Source organism: Streptomyces longispororuber, assembly GCF_014656095.1.
GTDB lineage: Bacteria > Actinomycetota > Actinomycetes > Streptomycetales > Streptomycetaceae > Streptomyces > Streptomyces longispororuber.
Map to the genome: position 1 here is coordinate 29,385 of NZ_BNBT01000014.1, position 18,893 is coordinate 48,277.

Here is an 18,893-nt window from a genome sequence, read left to right on the forward strand (position 1 = left end):
GGAGGCGGGCGAAGCGCGTCGCCCGGCTCCGGAGGCCTGCGGTACCCTGACGCCATGCGTGCCGTACGCCTTCTGCTTAGCGGGCCGCGCTGATCAGTCCCGACCGCCCAGTGAGCGTGGTCGGAATCGGCGCGGCGTCCCCTCCTGTGCGAGGGGCATTTTTATTTGGCCGCACGGCCGTTTCCGCAGGCAGAGACGATCGATGGAGCTTTGAAGACGATGAGCGAGACGAATTCCTCCGCCACCGCCGAAGGCGCGGGGGGCACCCCCTCGGCCGCCGAGGCGGCCGCGCCGCACCGCTACACGGCCGCCCTGGCGGCCGAGATCGAGGCGCGCTGGCAGGACTTCTGGGACGCCGACGGCACGTACGAAGCGCCCAACCCGTCCGGCGACCTGGCCGGTGACCCGGAGCTGGCGGCACGCCCCAAGAAGTTCATCATGGACATGTTCCCGTACCCCTCGGGTGCGGGCCTGCACGTGGGCCACCCCCTGGGGTACATCGCCACCGACGTGTTCGCGCGCTTCCAGCGCATGACGGGCCACAACGTCCTGCACTCCCTGGGCTTCGACGCCTTCGGCCTGCCCGCCGAGCAGTACGCGGTGCAGACGGGCACCCACCCGCGCGTGTCCACCGAGGCCAACATCGTCAACATGAAGGCGCAGCTCCGCCGTCTGGGCCTGGGCCACGACAAGCGCCGCTCGTTCGCGACGATCGACCCCGAGTACTACAAGTGGACCCAGTGGATCTTCCTGCAGATCTTCAACTCCTGGTACGACGACGAGCTGCGCAAGGCCCGCCCGATCGCCGACCTGGTGGCCCAGTTCGAGAGCGGTGAGCGCGCCGTACCCGGCTCCACGCGCGCGTGGAGCGAGCTGTCCGCCAAGGAGCGCGCCGACGTCCTGGGCGGCTTCCGCCTGGCGTACGCCTCGGACGCGCCCGTCAACTGGTGCCCCGGCCTGGGCACCGTCCTGGCCAACGAGGAAGTCACCGCCGACGGCCGCTCCGAGCGCGGCAACTTCCCCGTCTTCAAGGCCAAGCTGCGCCAGTGGAACATGCGCATCACGGCCTACGCGGACCGCCTGCTGGAGGACCTGGACGCGCTGGACTGGCCCGAGGCCATCAAGCTGCAGCAGCGCAACTGGATCGGCCGCTCCGAGGGCGCCCGCGTCGACTTCCCCGTGACCGACTCCGCCTCGATCACGGTCTTCACGACCCGTCAGGACACCCTGTTCGGCGCCACGTACATGGTCCTGGCGCCCGAGCACGAGCTGGTCGACTCGCTGGTCCCTGCCGCCTGGCCCGAGGGCACCCGCGAGGCGTGGACCGGCGGCCACGCGACGCCCGCCGAGGCCGTCGCCAAGTACCGCGCCACCGCCGCCGCCAAGTCCGACGTCGAGCGCCAGGCCGACGCCAAGGAGAAGACCGGCGTCTTCACCGGCGCGTACGCCACGAACCCGGTCAGCGGCGAGCGCGTACCGGTCTTCATCGCCGACTACGTCCTGATGGGCTACGGCACCGGCGCGATCATGGCCGTACCGGCGCACGACACCCGCGACTTCGCCTTCGCGCGCGCCTTCGACCTGCCGATGCGCTGCGTCGTCGAGCCCTCGGACGACCGCGGGACCGACCCGTCCACCTGGGACGACGCCTTCGCCTCGTACGACGCGAAGATCGTGAACTCCTCCGGCGAGGAGATCCGCCTGGACGGCCTGGGCGTCGTCGACGCCAAGGCCCGCGTCACCGAGTGGCTGGAGCGCAAGGGCATCGGCCGGGGGACCGTCAACTTCCGGCTGCGCGACTGGCTGTTCAGCCGCCAGCGCTACTGGGGCGAGCCCTTCCCGATCGTCTACGACGAGGACGGCGTGGCCCACGCGCTGCCCGAGTCGATGCTGCCCCTGGAGCTGCCGGAGGTCGACGACTACAGCCCGCGCACCTTCGAGCCGGACGACGCCGACACCCAGCCCGAGACCCCTCTGTCCCGCAACGAGGACTGGGTCAACGTCACGCTGGACCTGGGCGACGGCCCGAAGAAGTACCGCCGCGAGACCAACACCATGCCCAACTGGGCGGGCTCCTGCTGGTACGAGCTGCGCTACCTGGACCCGCGCAACGACCAGCGGCTGGTCGACCCGGACATCGAGCGCTACTGGATGGGCCCGCGCGAGGGACAGCCCACGGGCGGCGTCGACCTGTACGTCGGCGGCGCCGAGCACGCCGTGCTGCACCTGCTGTACGCGCGCTTCTGGTCGAAGGTCCTGTTCGACCTGGGCCACATCTCGTCGGCCGAGCCGTTCCACAAGCTGTTCAACCAGGGCATGATCCAGGCGTACGTCTACCGCGACAGCCGTGGCTTCCCGGTGCCGGCCGCCGAGGTCGAGGAGCGCGACGGCGGGTACTTCTTCCAGGGCGAGCCGGTCAAGCGCGAGCTGGGCAAGATGGGCAAGTCCCTGAAGAACGCCGTCACCCCGGACGAGATCTGCGAGGAGTACGGCGCGGACACCCTGCGCCTGTACGAGATGGCGATGGGCCCGCTGGACGTCTCCCGCCCCTGGGACACGCGCGCGGTCGTCGGCCAGTACCGCCTGCTGCAGCGCCTGTGGCGCCTGATCGTCGACGAGGCCACCGGCGAGGTCACCGTCGTGGACGCCGAGCCCGGCGAGGACACGCTGCGCGCGCTGCACAAGGCCATCGACGGCGTCCGCCAGGACCTGGAGGGCCTGCGGTTCAACACCGCCATCGCCAAGATCACCGAGCTGAACAACCACCTGACCAAGGCGGGCGGCGCCGTGCCGCGCCCGGTCGCCGAGGCGCTGGTCCTGCTGGTGGCGCCGCTGGCCCCGCACATCGCCGAGGAGCTGTGGCGCCGCCTGGGCCACACCGACTCGGTCGTCCACCAGGACTTCCCGGTCGCCGACCCGGCGTACGTCGTGGACGAGGCCGTGACCTGCGTCGTGCAGATCAAGGGCAAGGTCAAGGCGCGTCTGGAGGTGCCGTCGGCCATCTCCGACGAGGAGCTGGAGAAGGTGGCCCTGGCCGACGAGCGCGTCGTGGCCGCGCTGGGCGGCGCCGGCATCCGCAAGGTCATCGTGCGGGCGCCGAAGCTGGTGAACATCGTTCCCGCCTGACCGGCGGGGATGGCGCGGATCTTGCCTGGCTGAGCGGCCGGGTCCCTCCGGGGCCCGGCCGCTCGGCTGTTCCCCCGCGCCGCCTCGGCTGTTTCCCTGCGCCGCCTCGGCTGTTCCCCTGCGCCGCCTCGGCTGTTTTCCCGCGCCGCCTCAAACGGTCGCCGCGCCGCCGGTGTTGACGGGGCGCGGTGGGGTGTGCGGGCCCGGCGTCTCGGGGTAGTCCCCTACGGGCAGGTTCGGGGTTCGGCTGGAACCCTCGACGAGCCTGTTGCGTTTACCGTGGAGAGGCGGGCAGCCGAGGCGGACAGCCACCGTCCGTCCCGACCCCGCCGACCGTCCCGCCGGCCGAAGGAGAAGCATCGTGGAAGCCGTGATCGCAGTGGTCGCGCTGCTCTTCGTGCTGTTCCTGGTGGCCGGGGCGTACGCGGTGGTCAAGGCCGTCGGTGCCGCCAGACGCGGAGTGGACCGCACGCTCACGCAGGCCCGCCGCACGGTCGAGGACACCACGCTGCGCGCGCGGACGTTCGCGCAGCCGGGTGCCGTCGGTGAGCTGGCCCAGCTCCGGCTCAAGCTGCGCACGTCGATGCGCGCCACGCAGGACGCGCTGCGCGCGGGCGTCGCCGCCGACGCCTCGCTGCACGAGTCCCTCGCCCTGTTCGAGCGCCTGAGCGCGCACGGCCACGAGCTGGACGACGAGCTGAAGCGCCTGGAGAGCGAGCCGGACCGCATCACCCTGAGCCAGCGCCTGCCCGCCCTGAAGGAGCGCACGGAGCAGATCACGAAGGCCGCGGACTCCCTGCGCTGGGCCGCCCGCGACCGGGCCGACAAGTTCGCGGACGACGACCTCGACCTGCTGAAGTCGCAGATCGACCTGGAGGCGGGCGCGCTGCGGCACTGGGCGACGGAGCCGTCCGGCACCACCCAGCAGCCCTCGCCGTCCACGCCGCCCGCCTCGTCCTCCGCGTCTTCGGGATCCACCGAGTCCTCCGCGTCCTCCGCTTCCTGGGCCGAGCAGTCGGCGCCGGGTGCGGCGGCCCCGGCGGAGGCGGCCGACCGCGCCGCGCAGGAGCCGACGAGACCGGCGATCAGCCCGGCGGCACCGCGGCCGACGTACCCCTGGGAGAAGAAGGCCAAGCCGGAGAGCACCACCTGATCCGGCCGCTCGGATGCCGACACCGGCGCCTCCGTGGGGGATCGGCCGTTGCCGGTGCGCTCGGGCTGTCCGGACCTCGTCGCTTGGGTGACGGGGTCGGCCTGCCGCGTCCGGGTTCCTGCGGGTAATCTCCAGCCCATGTCCCGCCATGTCGCGATCGTCACGGATTCAACGGCCTACCTGCCGCAGCGGACGATGGAGCGGCACGGCATCACCGCGGTGCCGCTGACGGTGGTGCTCGGCAACGAGGCGCTGGAAGAGGGCACCGAGATCTCGGCCCGCTCCCTGGCCCTGGCGCTCCAGAAGCGCCGGTCCGTGACCACCTCGCGCCCCAGCCCCGAGGTCTTCGCCCGCACCTACCGGAAGATCGCCGAAGCGGGTGCGACGGGCATCGTCTCGCTGCACCTGTCGGCGGAGTTCTCCGGGACCTACGACGCGGCCGTCCTGGCGGCGCGTGAGGCGCCGGTCCCGGTGCGCGTCGTCGACACCGGCATGGTCGCGATGGCGCTCGGCTTCTGCGCCCTCGCCGCGGCCGGGGCCGCCGAGGCGGGCGGCTCCCTGGACGAGGCGGTCTCCGCCGCGGAGAAGCGGGCCGCGGGTACGTCCGCGTACTTCTACGTCGACACGCTCGACTATCTCCGCCGGGGCGGGCGCATCGGCGCGGCCCAGGCGCTCCTCGGCTCGGCGCTCGCCGTCAAGCCGCTGCTCGAACTGGACGGCGGACGCATCGAACTCCTGGAGAAGGTACGCACGGCGTCGAAGGCCATCGCGCGCCTGGAGGAGATCACGGCCGAGCGGGCCGGGGGCCACCAGGTCGACATCGCCGTCCACCACCTCGCGGCGCCCGAGCGCGCCACGGCACTCGCGGACCGGCTCAGGGCCCGGGTGCCGTCGCTCGCGGAGCTGCACGTCAGCGAGGTGGGCGCGGTGATCGGGGCGCACACGGGGCCCGGGCTGCTGGGCGCGGTGGTGTCGCCTCGCTGAGAGGTGCTCGGCCGAGGCGCTCGGCCGGAGAGGGGTGCGAGGCTCATGGGGAGCGGCTTTGAGCCTCGTGTGGGTGACGGAGTTTTCCACAACGGGCGGGTAGTCCCCGGGAATTGAGCAAGATCAGCAAGGCGTCTGCTGCGCGTCTAGCGTCTCTGACATGGGACTTCGATCACCTTCACGGGTAGCACAGGATGAGTCGGCGGAGCTGGCAGAGTCGGTAGAGCTGGCAGAGTCGGGTGTGGGGAGCAGGGGGCTCGGGCGTGAGCCGGAGCGGGAGCCTGACGGAGACGCGCTCGACGATCGTCACGCCGGGGTCGGCCAGGACCGTACGCATGCCTCTCCTCAGGCGCGTATGAGCCGTAGGCGCGTCCGGCGACGGGTCAGGCGTCGGCGCGCCGTGACGGAGGCGACGCGCCTGCGGGCGGAGAGGCTCTTCGCCGGGGCGGGCGGTGCTGGGCCTGGACCTGTTGACCGGGCGGGGCCGGCCTCAATGGGGCCGGGCCGCACTGGACCTTGGCGGACGGGATCCGGTCCGAGGGGATCTGGTTCGCGGGAGGCCGACTTGGTGGAGCCTGGCTGGGCGGACCCCGGCTGGGTGGAGCCTTCCTGGGTGGGGTCACGGGCCGGGCCCGATGACGCGGGCTTCGACGACGGGGCGGGAGGCGAGTGGACGGGGGCTGCCGGCAGGACACCGCCCGGCCGTGCGCCCATCCCTGCCGTGGCCGCGCCGCGCTGGGAGGAGGCCGCAGCAACGCCGGAGGACGGACGTCTACCGCGCGGGGCGCCCCCGCCGACGCCCGACGACGAAAGTCTGCCGCGCGGAGTGACTCCGTCCACGCCGGACGAGGATAGTGATCCGCCTGCGGAGGTACGGCCTTCGCGGCGGGCGCGGTTCGGGCCTGCGGTGCGGGAGCGGCTGCCGGTCTGGCTGCAGTCGAGGTGTGGCCTGGAGCGACGGAGCGTGCTCGCGCTCGGCGTGGTCCTGGTCGTCGCGGCGGTGTTCGCGGCCCAGCACTTCTGGAGCGGTCGGGCGCAGTCGGTGCGGGCGCCGGAGGTGGTGGGCGGGGCGGCCGGGCCGGGCCGTGCGGCGGGGCCGTCGCCTTCGCCCGGGATGCCGCCCGGTGCGGGGCTTCCCGCCGGGGCGCAGGGTGTCGGTACCGGGGAGAGCGGCGCCGCCGGAGCCATGGGCGGCGGAGCCGGTACCTCCACCGGCGGGGCGGCCGGCGGGGTCGTCGTGGACGTCAGCGGCAAGGTCCGCAGCCCCGGTGTCCAGCGTCTGCCGGCCGGTTCCCGGGTCGCCGATGCGCTGCGGGCCGCGGGCGGGGTGCGCCCCGGCACGAAGACCGACGGCTTGAACCGCGCCCGCTTGCTCGTGGACGGTGAGCAGTTGGTGGTGGGTGCCGCCGCGCCGACCGCACCCGCCGCACCGAGCGCGGCTGTTGGCGGCGCGACGGCCGGGGCTGCCGGACCGGCCAGCGGCCCTGGACCGACCGGTGGCCCCGGGGCGACCACTGGCCCCGTCGCGCTGAACACGGCCACCGCCGAGCAGCTCGACACCCTCCCGGGCGTGGGCCCCGTCCTCGCGCAGCACATCATCGACTACCGCACGGAGCACGGTGGTTTCCGCTCGGTGGACGAACTCCGCGAGGTCACCGGCATCGGCGACCGGCGCTTCGCCGACCTGCGCGACCTCGTACGGCCATGAGGCGGCGAGGCATGGCAGGGCGGGCGAGTGCGGGGTCCCGGCCTGCCGGGCGAGGGTATGCGGGGCAGGCTGACGGTCAAGCCCCCGCGCCTGACCGCCCCGGCACCGCGAGCCCCCGCCCGGAAGGTCCGGCGGACCTGCGTCTGGTGCCACCGGCCCTGGCGGCCTGGGCGGCGGCAGCGCTGGCCCTGGACGCTCCGCCCCGCTGGGTGGCCGGGGCGGTGGCGGTCTGCGTGACGGTCGCCGGTGCCCTCCTGGTGACGGGGACGGCAGGGGCGCGGGGGTGGCCACGGACGCGCAGGAACCCGGGGCGATGGGGCGGTGCTGCCTGGGGACGGGTCAGCGTGGCGGCAGCCCTGCTGTGCGCGGCGGCAGCGGCGACCTCCGCCGGGCTGCACGGGGCGGACGTGCACCGGGGACCGGTCCCGGCACTGGCCCAGGAGTACGCCAAGGTGACGGCGGAGCTGGAGGTCACGTCGGACCCGCGGCGGACGAGACCTCGCGTGGCCGGGGACCGCCCGATGCCGCCGGCGGTGGTGGTGAACGCGGACGTGGTGCGAGTCACGGAAGCGGACGGCACGGTCACGAAGACGCGCACACCGGTGCTGGTCATCGTGCGGGACGCGGACTCGGCGCGGACGACCGGTGCCGCGGGCACCGGAACGGGCGGAACGCAGAAGGGAGACGGCACAGGGGACGACACAGGAGAAGGCACACGAGACGGCACACGAGAAGGGGGCGCGCGTACCGCGGGCAAGGAGCACACCCCGCCATGGCTGCGCCTGTTGCCGTCCACGCGGGTGCGCGTGCGGGCGGACCTGGTGCCGCCCATGCCGGACAGCGACCGGATCGCGGCGGTGCTGCGGGTGCGCGGGGACCGTGCGCCGCAGGTGATCGGGGAGCCGTCGACGGCGCAGCGGTTCGCCGGGGAACTGCGTGGCGGGCTGCGGGAGGCCACGGAAGGGCTGTCCGCCGATGCCCGGGCGTTGGTGCCGGGCCTGGTGATCGGCGACACCTCCCGGGTGCCACCGGAGCTGGAGCAGGCGTTCCGGGCGACCGACCTCACGCACCTGCTGGCCGTGAGCGGGGCCAACCTGACGATCGTGCTCGCGCTGTTGATCGGCCCGCCGGGTACGGCGCACCGGGCCGAGCGGCGCGGTCTCGCCCCGCGGTTGGGCATCCCGCTGCGGACGACGGCGGTGCTCGGGGGCGTGCTGACGCTCGGCTTCGTGATCGTGTGCAGGCCCGAGCCGAGCGTGGTGCGCGCGGCGGCCTGCGGCCTGGTGGTGCTGCTGGCCATCGCCACCGGCCGGCGCAGGTCGCTGATCCCGGCGCTGGCCACGGTGGTCCTGGTGCTCGTGCTGTACGACCCGTGGCTGTCGCGGAGGTACGGGTTCCTGCTGTCCGTGCTCGCCACGGGAGCGCTGCTGACGCTGGCGCCGAGGTGGAGTGCCGCGCTGCGTCGGCGCGGTGTGCCGGGGCGGCCCGCGGAGTCGGTGGCGGCCGCGGCGACGGCGCAGGCGGTGTGCGCGCCGGTGGTGGCCGTGCTGGCGGCGCGGGTGAGCCTGGTGGCGGTGCCGTGCAATTTGCTGGCGGAGTTCGCGGTGGCACCCGCTACGGTGCTCGGGTTCGCGGCGCTCGCGCTTGCGCCGGTGGCGATGCCGGTGGCCAAGGCCTGTGCCTGGGGCGCCGGGTGGCCGACCGAGTGGATCGCGGGCATCGCGCGGACGGGTGCGGCACTGCCCGGGAGCGGCGTGGACTGGCCGGGCAGTTGGAGCGGGGCGCTGCTGCTCGCCGTCGTCACGGTGGTGGTCGTGCTGGTCGGGCGGCGGCTGCTACGGCACCCGTGGTGGTGTGCGGCGTGCGCGCTGCTGCTGTGCGTCGTCATCGTGCAGCCTCCGCCGGTCACCCGGGTCATCGCGGGCTGGCCGCCACCGGGATGGCGGCTGGTGATGTGTGACGTCGGTCAGGGGGACGCGCTCGTGCTGGCTGCGGGGTCCGGGGCCGGGGTGGTCGTGGACGCGGGGCCGGACCCGTTGCTCGTCGACCGCTGTCTGCGGTCGCTCGGGGTCACGAGGGTGCCGTTGGTGCTGCTCACACACTTTCACGCGGACCATGTGGCGGGGCTGCCCGGGGTGTTGCGGGGGCGGTCGGTAGGGGTGGTCCAGACGACGGGGCTGGGGGAGCCGCCGGGACAGGTGGCGTTCGTGCGGGCGCAGGCGGCGGCGCACGGCGTGCCGCTGACACGGGCCGTGGCCGGGGAGCGGCGGCGTACGGGCGCGCTCGACTGGCAGGTGCTGTGGCCCCTGCCGGAACCGGCACCGGACCCCGAGGGCCCGAACGACGCCAGTGTCACGCTGCTGGTTCGCGTCGGAGGCCTCACCCTGCTGCTGCTCGGCGACCTCGAACCGCCCGCACAACGGGACCTGTTGCGCACCCCGGCGGGGGCCGCACTCGGCCGGGTGGACGTGTTGAAGGTCGCTCACCACGGTTCGGCGTACCAGGACCCGGCGCTGCTCCGGCGGGCGGGGCCGCGCCTGGCACTGATCTCCTGCGGGGTGGACAACAGCTACGGGCACCCGTCGCCGCGCACGGTCGGCGCGTTGCGTGCGGTGGGGGCGACGGTGCTGCGGACGGACACGGACGGTGCGATCGCGGTGGTCGGTGGACGACGTGGTGGGCGGCACGGCGAACGGCCGGGCGAGGGGGCCGGCGGGGCCGTCCACGGCGGCGTCGGCGGGGAAGAGCAGGCGGAGTTGGGGGTGGTCACGCGGAGGGCCTGGGGACGGCCGGTGCGGGCTCGTGCGCCGGGGCGGGAGCGGGGGCAGGGTGGCGGGCGCAGGCCTCGATCGCGATCCGCATCCGGGGGCCGGCAGGACCGCACAGCCTCATCGTCAGGCCGAACAGTGCCTGCGCACCATCGGGGCCGCCCTGTCCGAGGCGGGCTACGCCTTCGCCGACGTCGTACGGGTGCGCTATCCGCTGCCCGGCCGCGCGGTCTGCGAGCCCTGCCGGCCCACCCCGGGCCAGGCCTTCGGCGAGGTCCGCCCGGCCGCCACATGACAGCGCGAGGTGCGGTCACGCGCTGTTCAGCCGGGCAACGGGGCGGGTCCGTCTCACCCCGGCGGCGTCGGGGCCTGCCTGAGGGGCGGGAGTCAGGAAGATCGATTCGGGTCACTCGGGGGTGTACCGGTAGTTGTCCTGTTTCTGCAATGTTCTTGCGGAAGTAGTCCCGTTTGCATCGAATGCCGCAACGGTGATCGAATGTCTCTTCGTTAGACGTGTTGTCAAGGCCCGCGGGGGTGTGTCGCAGTGTTCGGCCGTTGGCTGGGAGACCGTACGAGCCGGGGTGGGCGGTCGGGACCGCTGTCGGTGGTGTCGGTTCCGCCTTCCGCGGGAGCGCTGAGCTGCCGGGTCCTCGACCCCGTGAACGAGCCGGTGCGGCACGCGGAGCTGTCCGTCACCGACACCATGGGGCGCAAGGTCGTCAGCGGCGGGACGGACCCGTTCGGCTCGTTCGTCACGGCCGTGCCCGCGGGGGAGTACCGGCTCGCGGTGTCGGCGGAGGGCTTCAGCCCGTACCGGGCGAACGTCACCGTCGGCGAGGGCGCGCACGCCTCGATGGGGGACGTGACGCTCCAGGTGGCGCAGTTGCCGACGCTGCCGGAGGCGGGCGACTGGGAGATCGACCCGATGCATTCCTCGATCGGGTTCACGGCGCGGCACATCGGGCTCGCGCGCATCCACGGCCGCTTCAACACCTTCGCGGGGGCCATCCGGCTCGCGGACCGGATGGAACAGTCCGCGATGCACGTCGTGATCGACGCCGCGTCCATCGACACGGCCGTCAAGATGCGCGACGACCACCTGCGGTCGGGTGACTTCCTGGACGTGGCGCGGTTCCCGACGATGGAGTTCTACAGCGACAAGTTCGTGCACAAGGGCAGCAACCGCTGGGCCGTCACCGGCGCGCTGTCGCTGCACGGCGTGACGCGGACGGTCACGCTGGACACGGAGTACCTGGGGGTCGGGCACGGCATCGAGGGCGAGACCCGCGCGGCCTGCCGGGCCACCACCGAGCTGCACCGCGACGACTTCACGATCACCTGGCAGACGATGCTCGCCCGCGGCATCGCCGCCGTCGGCGCCAGCATCACCATCGAGCTGGACATCCAGATCGTGCCGAAGAGCGCCACAGCCGCCGCTGCCGCGTAGCCGTCAGGGGGCCTCCAGCCAGCCCTCGTGCTCCGCCGCCAGGTCGTCGAGCGCCGCCGGGTCCAGGCGGCGCTCCGGGTCCTCGACGACGACCAGCCACTGCGCGTCCTCGGCGTCGTCCTCGCCCGCCAGCGCGTCGCGTACGAGCTGGGGCTCCTCGGTCACCGCGAAGCGGTCGGGCAGTTCTTCGGCGACTTCCTCCGCCGCGTCGCGGTCGGGCAGCACCAGGACATGTCGTACGTCGGTCACCTGGACATTCTCACCCACGCCGCGCGTGCGCGGCCGGGCCGGTCCGCGGGGTGCCCCGGTCGGCGCCGTCGGCTGTCAGTGGCGCGTGGGATGCTGGACCGCGATGGCCAGGAAGAACGCAACCGACAATCCGCTCGCCCCCGTCACGCTCGCCGTGGGGCAGGAGGACCTGCTGCTCGACCGCGCCGTGCAGGAGGTCGTCGCCGCCGCCCGCGCCGCGGACGCCGACACCGATGTGCGGGACCTCGCCCCCGACCAGCTAGCCCCCGGCACGCTCGCCGAGCTGACGAGCCCGTCGCTGTTCGCCGAGCGCAAGGTCGTGGTCGTGCGCAACGCGCAGGACCTGTCGGCGGACACGGTCAAGGACGTGAAGGCGTACTTCGGCGCGCCCGTGGAGGAGATCACCCTCGTGCTGCTGCACGCGGGCGGCGCCAAGGGCAAGGGCCTGCTCGACGCGGCCCGCAAGGCCGGGGCGCGGGAGGTCGCCTGCGCCAAGATGACCAAGCCCGCGGACCGGCTCTCCTTCGTACGGGGGGAGTTCCGGGTGCTGGGGCGCGCGGCCACGCCGGAGGCCTGCCAGGCCCTCGTGGACGCGATCGGCAGCGACCTGCGGGAGCTGGCCTCGGCCGTGGCGCAGCTCGTCGCGGACGTCGAGGGGACCATCGACGAGGCGGTCGTCGGGCGGTACTACACCGGGCGGGCCGAGGCCTCCAGCTTCACCGTGGCCGACCGGGCCGTGGAGGGGCGGGCCGCCGAGGCTCTGGAGGCGCTGCGGTGGTCGCTCGCCACCGGGGTGGCGCCCGTGATGATCACGAGCGCGCTGGCGCAAGGAGTGCGGGCGATCGGGAAGCTGTCGTCCGCCCGGGGCGGGCGGCCCGCCGACCTCGCGCGCGAGCTGGGGATGCCGCCGTGGAAGATCGATCGCGTGCGGCAGCAGATGCGGGGGTGGACCCCGGACGGGGTCGCGCTCGCGCTGCGGGCCTGTGCGGAGGCTGACGCCGGGGTCAAGGGCGGTGGGGACGACCCTGAGTACGCGTTGGAGAAGGCGGTCGTCGCCGTGGCTCGGGCGGCACGGGCTCGGCGCACCTGACCTTCCCTGGCCGCTCGGCCTTGCGCAGGGCTACGTGCCCTGGCCGCTCGGCCTCAGGCAGGGCTACGTGCCCTGGCCCGACCCGGGCCGGTCGGCCGCACCCCGCGCGGGCCGTCGGCTACGCCCTGCCCCGGCCTGTCGGCTACGCCCCGCCCTGGCCTGTCGGCCGCGCCCCGCACCGGTCTGTCGGCCGCGCCCCGCACCGGACCGTCGGCTACGCCCTGCCGGGCTGCCCCCAGCCGCGCCGCGCTAGCTGGCCTGCCCCAGCCGCGTCGGCTGTCCTGCCCCAGTGCGCCACTTGACCTGGCCGTTCCGGTGTTCTGCCGGGTTGTCCTGTCGAGGGTGCCGCCGTCCCCTGGCCGCTGCCGGGCCGTTTCCGTTCCGTGGCGCTTCCGTGGGCGCCCCTCCGGGGAGAGTTCGGCACCGCCGGGCCGCCTCGTCGTGGTTGCTCGCCGTCGCGGCGGGGTTCTTCTTCCCCAAGCCCGCCCCTTCCCGAAACTGGGGGCTCCGCCCCCAGCCCCCCGACCCGGCCGCAGGCAGTTCCCCCAGGAGGCAGGCGGGAACGGCCCCGCCTAGCACCACAGCCCCAGGCCGACCTGGCCCGCCCCGGCGCCCCGCCCCGGCTGCCACCCGCCCCGCGGAGCCAGGGCCCTCAACGCCGGAAACCCCGCTCCCGCCCGGGGAAGGGCGGGGAACGGGGTTTCGGTCACGCTGGGTGTGAGCCCGTACCCGCGTGGCGAACGCAGGCCGCGTACGAGCTCGGGGGCCGGTCGGGAGCGGATGAGAGAGGGCCCGCTCTGGGTCCTTCCGGCGGTTACATCATGAGTCAGCCCTGGAGGGACGCGACCTTCGAAGCAAGCGCCGACTTCTTGTTGGCGGCCTGGTTCTTGTGGATGACGCCCTTGGAGACGGCCTTGTCCAGCTTGCGCGTGGACTCGCGCAGCGCGGCGGTGGCCTTCTCGACGTCACCCGCGGCAATGGCCTCGCGGGTCTTGCGGATCGACGTCTTCAGCGAGGACTTGACCGCCTTGTTGCGCAGCCGAGCCTTCTCGTTGGTCTTGTTCCGCTTGATCTGGGACTTGATGTTCGCCACGAAAGAGCCTTTTCAGGTTCAGGTACCGCTGGTTTCTCTGACATGCGCCTCGCGCTGAGAGGGCTACGAGACACAGCCGCCCACGATACCAGTCGCCCTCCTGGCGGCCCAAACCGATGTGCGCGGCCCGCCCGTGGGACGATGGAGGCTACGTATCGATCCGACCCGAGGCATAAGGCGCCTCAAGAGACAGGACCCTGCGTGCCCGCGACCCCTAAGAATGTGCCCGAGCCGAGCCGCACCGACCCGGCTCTGATCCGCAATTTCTGCATCATCGCGCACATCGACCACGGCAAGTCCACGCTCGCCGACCGCATGCTCCAACTGACCGGCGTGGTCGAGCAGCGCCAGATGCGCGCCCAGTACCTCGACCGCATGGACATCGAGCGTGAGCGCGGCATCACGATCAAGTCCCAGGCGGTGCGTCTGCCCTGGGCCCCCAGCGAGGGGCCCGACCAGGGCAGGACCCACATCCTCAACATGATCGACACCCCGGGCCACGTGGACTTCACGTACGAGGTCTCGCGCTCGCTCGCCGCCTGCGAGGGGACGGTCCTGCTCGTCGACGCCGCCCAGGGCATCGAGGCGCAGACCCTCGCCAACCTGTACCTGGCGATGGAGAACGACCTCAAGATCGTCCCGGTGCTCAACAAGATCGACCTGCCGGCCGCCCAGCCGGAGAAGTTCTCCGAGGAGCTGGCGAACCTCATCGGCTGCGAGCCCGAGGACGTCCTGAAGGTCTCCGCGAAGACCGGTCTCGGCGTCGAGGCGCTGCTCGACAAGGTCGTGGCCGAGGTCCCGGCGCCCGTCGGCGTCGCGGACGCCCCCGCCCGCGCGATGATCTTCGACTCGGTCTACGACTCGTACCGCGGCGTGGTGACGTACGTCCGTGTCGTCGACGGCCAGCTCAACAAGCGTGAGCGCATCCGGATGATGTCGACCGGCGCGACGCACGAGCTCCTGGAGATCGGGACGAACTCGCCCGAGATGCTCGCCGCCGACGGCCTCGGCGTCGGCGAGGTCGGCTACCTGATCACCGGTGTGAAGGACGTCCGCCAGTCCAAGGTGGGTGACACGATCACCTCCCTCAGCAAGGGCGCCCAGGAGCCGCTCGGCGGCTACAAGGACCCGAAGCCGATGGTCTTCTCCGGTCTGTATCCGCTGGACGGCTCGGACTACCCCGAGCTGCGCGACGCCCTCGACAAGCTCCAGCTCAACGACGCCGCGCTGGTGTACGAGCCGGAGACCTCCGCCGCGCTCGGCTTCGGCTTCCGCGTGGGCTTCCTCGGCCTGCTGCACCTGGACGTGATCCGCGAGCGCCTGGAGCGCGAGTTCGGCCTCGACCTCATCGCCACCGCGCCGAACGTGGTCTACCGCGTCGTCATGGAGGACGGCACGGAGCACACGGTCACCAACCCGAGCGAGTTCCCCGAGGGGAAGATCGACGAGGTGTACGAGCCGGTGGTGCGGGCGACCATCCTCGCGCCCTCCGAGTTCATCGGCTCGATCATGGAGCTGTGCCAGAACCGGCGCGGCACGCTGCTCGGCATGGACTACCTCTCCGAGGACCGCGTCGAGATCCGCTACACGCTGCCGCTCGCGGAGATCGTCTTCGACTTCTTCGACCAGCTCAAGTCCAAGACCCGCGGCTACGCCTCGCTGGACTACGAGCCCACCGGCGAGCAGAGCAGCTCCCTGGTCAAGGTCGACATCCTGCTGCACGGCGACAAGGTCGACGCGTTCTCCGCGATCACGCACAAGGACCAGGCGTACGCGTACGGCGTGCGGCTCGTCGCCAAGCTGAGGGAGCTGATCCCGCGGCAGGCGTTCGAGGTGCCGGTGCAGGCGGCCATCGGTTCGCGGGTCATCGCCCGCGAGACCATCCGCGCCATCCGCAAGGACGTCCTCGCCAAGTGCTACGGCGGTGACATCTCGCGGAAGCGCAAGCTGCTGGAGAAGCAGAAGGAAGGCAAGAAGCGGATGAAGATGGTCGGCTCCGTGGAGGTCCCGCAGGAGGCCTTCATCGCGGTGCTCTCCAGCGACGAGGGCCCCAAGAAGAAGTAACCGCCGGTCTGCCGTCTGCCGGTCTCCCGGTCTGCCGTCTGCCGGTTTACCGGCCCCGGCCTGCCGGCCTCCGTAGGAGCTCCTGGGCCGGGCCTCCGCCGGGGCTCCTCCGGCCGGGGCCCCGCCGGAGCTCCTCGGCCGGGTCCCTCCGCCGGAGTCCTCCGCCGGTGTCCCTCCGCTCCACGAAAAGCGCCCGTCCATTGCCCGGACGGGCGCTTCTCGCGTGTCCGGACGGGCGCCACCGGGCCGCCCGCGCCGCCCTGGACCGGCCCCGAGACGACTCCCGGGGACGGCCCGGGACCCGCGCGGCCAGGTGTTTCCGGCCCGTACGGGTAGGCGCTCCCCGCAGCCGGGGGAGTGCCGGGTCCGGCCCGCGCCCCCGGCGGCCCCGGCCGCCGCCCGTGGCCCCTTCCGCGGAAAGTGACAGGCAGCAGCCCCTTACGCGGTGGGCGCCTGGGCTCTACCCTGATCACTGCTCGGAGGTTACTCGCAAGTTAAACAACGTGCCTCGAGTGGCATCGGAGCAGAGCAGCCACACGCAGCCAGCCAGTAGGACGCACCGTAGCGGGCCCGGAGGATGTCGTGAGCGACACACAGACCTTGATCGAGAACCGACCGCCCTCGGTGGCGCACCTCCTGCTGGAGCGCGTCGCGGCCACACCGGACGCCGAGGCGTACCGCTACCCCGTCCCCGCGGCCTCCGGCGAGGGCCCGGACGACTGGAAGTCGCTGAGCTGGGCCCAGGCCGCGAAGCGGATCCACGCCGTCGCGGCCGGCCTCATCGACCTGGGGCTGCTGCCCGAGGACCGGGTCGCCCTCGCCTCGTCCACGCGGATCGAGTGGATCCTCGCCGACCTCGGCATCATGTGCGCGGGCGCCGCCACGACGACGGTCTACCCGCAGACCAACGCCGAGGAGTCCGCGTTCATCCTCGCCGACTCGGGCAGCCGGGTGCTGGTCGCCGAGAACGCCGAGCAGCTCGCCAAGGCACGCGCGCAGCGGGAGAACCTGCCCGACCTGAAGCACGTCGTCGTCCTGGACGCCGAGGGCGCCGGGCCCGCCGACGGAGACCCCGAGGGCTGGGTGCTCACGCTCGCCGAGCTGGAGGCGCGCGGCGCCGCCCACCTGGAGAAGAACCCGGACGCGGTCGAGCAGCGCATCAAGGCCATCAGGGCCGACCACCTCGCGACGATCATCTACACGTCGGGGACGACGGGCCGCCCCAAGGGGGTGCGCCTGCCGCACGACAACTGGTCGTACATGGCCAAGGCCATCGCGGCGACCGGGCTGCTCACGGCCGACGACGTGCAGTACCTGTGGCTGCCGCTCGCGCACGTCTTCGGCAAGGTGCTCACCAGCGGCCAGATCGAACTGGGCCACGTCACCGCCGTCGACGGCCGCGTGGACAAGATCATCGAGAACCTGCCGGTCGTGCAGCCCACGTACATGGCGGCCGTGCCGCGGATCTTCGAGAAGGTCTACAACGGCGTCGCGGCCAAGGCGCGGGCCGGCGGCGGAGCCAAGTACAAGATCTTCCTGTGGGCGGCGGAGGTCGCCCGCGAGTACGCCAGGACCAGCCAGGACAACTTCCGCAGGACCGGCGTGGCCTCGGTGCCGTTCGGGCTCGGGGCCAAGCACAAGGTCGCCGACAAGCTGGTGTACGCGAAGCTGCGCGAGGCGTTCGGCGGGCGGCTGCGGGCGGCGGTGTCCGGCTCGGTGGCGCTCGCGCCGGACATCGGCTACTTCTTCGCGGGCGCGGGCATCCACGTCCTGGAGGGCTACGGGCTCACCGAGACCTCCGCGGCCTCCTTCGTCAACCCCGGTGAGGCCTACCGCACCGGCACCGTCGGCAAGCCGCTGCCCGGCACCGAGGTGCGGATCGCGGACGACGGCGAGATCCTGCTGCGCGGCCCCGGCATCATGGAGGGCTACCACGGCCTGCCCGACAAGACCGCCGAGGTCCTGGAGCCCGACGGCTGGTTCCACACCGGGGACATCGGCGAGCTGTCCGCCGACGGCTATCTGCGGATCACCGACCGCAAGAAGGACCTGTTCAAGACGTCCGGCGGCAAGTACGTGGCGCCGACGGAGATCGAGGGCCGGTTCAAGGGCGTGTGCCCGTACGTCTCCAACGTCCTGGTGCTCGGCGCGGACCGGAACTTCTGCTCCGCCCTGATCGCCCTGGACGAGGCGGCCGTCATGGGCTGGGCGAAGGAGAACGGCCTGGAGGGCAAGAGCTACGCCGAGGTCGTCGCCGACCCCGCCACCGTCGCCCTGGTCGACGGCTACGTGCAGCAGCTCAACGAGGGTCTTCAGCGCTGGCAGACCGTGAAGAAGTTCAAGCTGCTCCCGCGCGACCTCGACGTCGAGCACGGCGAGCTGACGCCCAGCCTCAAGCTCAAGCGCCCGGTCGTGGAGCGGGAGTTCAAGGGACTGATCGAGGAGATGTACGCGGGCACGCGCGAGACCTGAGCCACGCGCGGGGCGCGCACGCCCGCGCCCGGGGCCCGGCGGACGCGCGCCACCGGGCCCCGGGCGCCCCGGGAGCCCCGGGAGCCGGGGCGCTGGAGAAGCCCCGCGTGCGACGCCCGTAAAAACCTCGGCGGGCAGGGCAGTCACGTGCCCCGGCCGCGCCGCATCTCCACGAGCAGTTCCTCCATGTGCGTGATCTGCCGCCGCAGGTCCGCCACGTCCGCGACGGCGGTGTCCGCGAGCCGTCCCTCGATCGCGGACAGGCGCTGGGACAGCTCCTCGAAGTGCTCCTGCTCGCGCACCAGCATGTGTTCGAGCTGCTGGTTCTTGCGGTGCAGCTCCAGGAAGACGGTGACCTTCGCGCGCAGCACCCAGGGGTCGAAGGGCTTGGTGAGGTAGTCGGCGGCGCCGGTGGCGTAGCCCCGGAAGGCGTAGCCCGCGTCGTTGTCGGTGCCCGTCAGGAAGATGATCGGGACGTCCTTCGTCTGGTCGAGGCGCTTGATGTTGGACGCGGTCTCGAAGCCGTCCATGCCCGGCATACGGACGTCGAGGAGGATCACGGCGAACCGCTGCCGCAGCAGCGCCTTCATCGCCTCCTCGCCGGAACGGGCGCGGACCAGCGGCTCGTTGAGGGATCCCAGGACGGCCTCCAGGGCGACCAGGTTGTCCTCCATGTCGTCCACGAGGAGGATGCTGGCGCGCTCACTGACGGTGGCCTGTGTACTCATGGTGACGATGC

12 protein-coding genes and 1 pseudogene are annotated in these 18,893 nt (G+C 72.8%); 9 read left to right on the forward strand and 4 right to left on the reverse strand.

What is annotated here, in order from left to right; genetic code table 11:
- Positions 1–219 precede the first annotated feature (219 nt).
- The 3 genes from leuS to IE330_RS07430 all read left to right on the forward strand — a co-directional run bounded on the left by leuS (position 220) and on the right by IE330_RS07430 (position 5,263).
- Positions 220–3,126 carry a leucine--tRNA ligase gene (gene leuS / locus IE330_RS07420; RefSeq protein WP_190135059.1) on the forward strand — a complete coding sequence of 969 codons (2,907 nt, stop codon included), beginning with the start codon at positions 220–222 and terminating at the stop codon, positions 3,124–3,126.
- A gap of 361 nt (positions 3,127–3,487) precedes the next feature.
- On the forward strand, positions 3,488–4,279 hold the full coding sequence (locus IE330_RS07425) for a hypothetical protein (protein WP_190135060.1): 792 nt from the start codon (positions 3,488–3,490) through the stop codon (positions 4,277–4,279).
- Positions 4,280–4,417: 138 nt separating this feature from the next.
- On the forward strand, positions 4,418–5,263 hold the full coding sequence (locus tag IE330_RS07430) for a DegV family protein (RefSeq protein ID WP_190135061.1): 846 nt from the start codon (positions 4,418–4,420) through the stop codon (positions 5,261–5,263).
- 178 nt (positions 5,264–5,441) lie between these two features.
- Here IE330_RS07430 and IE330_RS07435 read toward each other — a convergent pair whose 3' ends face one another.
- Positions 5,442–5,600, reverse strand: coding sequence for a hypothetical protein (locus IE330_RS07435; RefSeq protein WP_190135062.1), 159 nt, complete (start codon positions 5,598–5,600; stop codon positions 5,442–5,444).
- A gap of 156 nt (positions 5,601–5,756) precedes the next feature.
- On the opposite strand from IE330_RS07435, the gene IE330_RS07440 reads away from it, so the two are divergent.
- The 3 genes and pseudogenes from IE330_RS07440 (at position 5,757) to IE330_RS07450 (ending at position 11,186) form a co-directional block, all read left to right on the forward strand.
- A complete protein-coding gene (locus IE330_RS07440) occupies positions 5,757–6,971 on the forward strand; it encodes a ComEA family DNA-binding protein (protein WP_190135102.1) in 1,215 nt (404 codons plus the stop codon).
- Positions 6,968–9,655, forward strand: a pseudogene (locus IE330_RS07445) (ComEC/Rec2 family competence protein); the annotation flags it as partial. The gene IE330_RS07440 and the pseudogene IE330_RS07445, both read left to right, overlap by 4 nt.
- Before the next feature lie 628 nt (positions 9,656–10,283).
- Positions 10,284–11,186 carry a YceI family protein gene (locus IE330_RS07450; protein ID WP_190135064.1) on the forward strand — a complete coding sequence of 301 codons (903 nt, stop codon included), beginning with the start codon at positions 10,284–10,286 and terminating at the stop codon, positions 11,184–11,186.
- A 3-nt stretch (positions 11,187–11,189) separates the two neighbouring features.
- Here IE330_RS07450 and IE330_RS07455 read toward each other — a convergent pair whose 3' ends face one another.
- Positions 11,190–11,435, reverse strand: coding sequence for a hypothetical protein (locus IE330_RS07455; protein ID WP_190135065.1), 246 nt, complete (start codon positions 11,433–11,435; stop codon positions 11,190–11,192).
- Positions 11,436–11,538: 103 nt separating this feature from the next.
- On the opposite strand from IE330_RS07455, the gene holA reads away from it, so the two are divergent.
- The gene (gene holA, locus IE330_RS07460; protein WP_190135066.1) at positions 11,539–12,525 is read left to right on the forward strand and encodes a DNA polymerase III subunit delta; all 987 of its coding nucleotides are present in this window, start codon (positions 11,539–11,541) and stop codon (positions 12,523–12,525) included.
- An 826-nt stretch (positions 12,526–13,351) separates the two neighbouring features.
- Here holA and rpsT read toward each other — a convergent pair.
- Positions 13,352–13,618, reverse strand: coding sequence for a 30S ribosomal protein S20 (gene rpsT, locus IE330_RS07465; protein ID WP_190135067.1), 267 nt, complete (start codon positions 13,616–13,618; stop codon positions 13,352–13,354).
- A gap of 201 nt (positions 13,619–13,819) precedes the next feature.
- On the opposite strand from rpsT, the gene lepA reads away from it, so the two are divergent.
- A complete protein-coding gene (gene lepA / locus IE330_RS07470) occupies positions 13,820–15,682 on the forward strand; it encodes a translation elongation factor 4 (RefSeq protein WP_190135068.1) in 1,863 nt (620 codons plus the stop codon).
- Between the two features lie 582 nt (positions 15,683–16,264).
- Positions 16,265–18,154 (forward strand): AMP-dependent synthetase/ligase, encoded by a 1,890-nt coding sequence (locus IE330_RS07475; protein WP_190135069.1) that lies wholly within the window; start codon positions 16,265–16,267, stop codon positions 18,152–18,154.
- A gap of 143 nt (positions 18,155–18,297) precedes the next feature.
- Here IE330_RS07475 and IE330_RS07480 read toward each other — a convergent pair whose 3' ends face one another.
- Positions 18,298–18,882: a response regulator gene (locus IE330_RS07480; RefSeq protein ID WP_190135070.1), complete on the reverse strand. Its 585-nt coding sequence runs from the start codon at positions 18,880–18,882 to the stop codon at positions 18,298–18,300.
- Between the last annotated feature and the right edge of the window lie 11 nt (positions 18,883–18,893).

What these genes read in the sequence shown, in the direction of transcription:
- leuS (WP_190135059.1), top strand. Translation starts at nt 220, where the DNA reads ATGAGCGAGACGAATTCCTCCGCCACCGCCGAAGGCGCGGGGGGCACC.
- IE330_RS07430 (WP_190135061.1), top strand. Translation starts at nt 4,418, where the DNA reads ATGTCCCGCCATGTCGCGATCGTCACGGATTCAACGGCCTACCTGCCG.
- IE330_RS07435 (WP_190135062.1), bottom strand. Translation starts at nt 5,600, where the DNA reads ATGCGTACGGTCCTGGCCGACCCCGGCGTGACGATCGTCGAGCGCGTC.
- IE330_RS07440 (WP_190135102.1), top strand. Translation starts at nt 5,757, where the DNA reads ATGGGGCCGGGCCGCACTGGACCTTGGCGGACGGGATCCGGTCCGAGG.
- holA (WP_190135066.1), top strand. Translation starts at nt 11,539, where the DNA reads ATGGCCAGGAAGAACGCAACCGACAATCCGCTCGCCCCCGTCACGCTC.
- IE330_RS07480 (WP_190135070.1), bottom strand. Translation starts at nt 18,882, where the DNA reads ATGAGTACACAGGCCACCGTCAGTGAGCGCGCCAGCATCCTCCTCGTG.